The organism is Kitasatospora sp. NPDC093558 (assembly GCF_040683475.1).
Taxonomy (GTDB): Bacteria; Actinomycetota; Actinomycetes; order Streptomycetales; family Streptomycetaceae; genus Kitasatospora.
The window spans coordinates 1-1,259 of record NZ_JBFBDY010001251.1 but is presented as its reverse complement, the minus strand read 5'-3'; the positions used below and the strand labels follow the sequence as shown (position 1 = coordinate 1,259).

The 1,259-nt window shown below is 77.0% G+C and carries 1 protein-coding gene; it reads right to left on the bottom strand.

The genetic code is table 11. The annotated features are described in order from the left end of the window. Positions 1-1,108 (bottom strand): acyltransferase (locus AB0O00_RS40120; RefSeq protein ID WP_363659602.1); only part of this gene is annotated, 1,108 nt, incomplete at its 3' end. Positions 1,109-1,259: the final 151 nt, after the last annotated feature.

The window sequence follows — 1,259 nt, the reverse complement described above, 5'->3', positions numbered from 1 at the left end:
GTGCGCTGGCACCGACGGCGAGTCCGCGGCGCGGGGCCGGGCTGCTGCCGTACCGGAGCGGCTGTTCGACGAGCCGCAGGGTGAGCCAGGCCGGCAGGGCGGCGGCCGCGACGAGGGCGAGCTGGACGGGCCAGGGCAGCGTGCCGTACCGGGCCTGGGCGATGGTCAGCACGGGCCAGTGCCACAGGTACCACGCGTACGAGAGGCGCCCTGCGGCGCGCAGCGGGCGGGTGGCGAGGAGCGCTCCGGCGTCCGGCGCCTTGCCGGGGCCGGCGAGGAGGACGGCGGCGGTGCCGAGGACGGGTAGGAGCGCGGCGATGCCAGGGAAGGGCGTGGTGTGGTCGTACCGGAGGACGGACGCGACGACGGCCGCGAGGCCGGCCCACCCGACGGTCCGCAGCGCCCGGCCACGACCGCCGAGCGCCCCGCCGAGCAGGGCGGCCAGCGCGCCCGCCGCGAACTCCCAGAGCCGACCGGCCGTGGAGAAGTACGCGAGCGGCGCGGAGGTCTGCGTCCAGCGGACGCACAGCACCAGCGACGCGGCGCCGACGCCCACCGTCACGAGGGTGATCGCGGCGGTGCGGCGGCGGCCGTGCAGGCAGCGGGCGAGGCCGAGGAGCAGCACGCCCCACAGGAGGTAGAACTGGTTCTCCACGCCGAGCGACCAGAAGTGCTGGAGCGGGCTCGGGTCCCGCCCGGCGGCGAGGTAGTCGGTCTGTTGGCCGACGAACCGCCAGTTGGCGTACTGCCCGGCGGCGGCGATCAGGTCGCGGGCGAGGTCGGTGCCGCGCAGCGGGTCGAGCAGGACGCCGCCGGCGACGGCGGTGGCGACGAGCACGACGGCGGCGGCGGGCAGGATGCGGCGGGCGCGGCGGGCGAGGAAGTCGGTCAGACCGGGCGAACTGCCCGTCAGCAGGCCGGTGATGAGGAATCCGGAGATGACGAAGAAGACGTCGACGCCGACGTAGCCGCCGGTGAAGCCGGGCACGGCGGCGTGGTAGGCGAGGACCGACAGGACGGCGACGCCGCGCAGGCCCTCGACGTCGGGACGGAAGGCGGCGGAACGGAAGGCGGCGGGACGGAGAGCGGCGGCACGCCGGCGCGGCACGCCGGCTACGGGAACGGCTGGTCGCTCGACCCGGACGACGCCGGGGAGCGACGGTGCGCAGGACGAGGTCGGCGGCTCGGCGCTCGCCGGTGGTACGGCCGTCGGCACGGCGGGGCTCCTTGCTGGGCTGGCAGCGGTGGTCGGGGCCGCC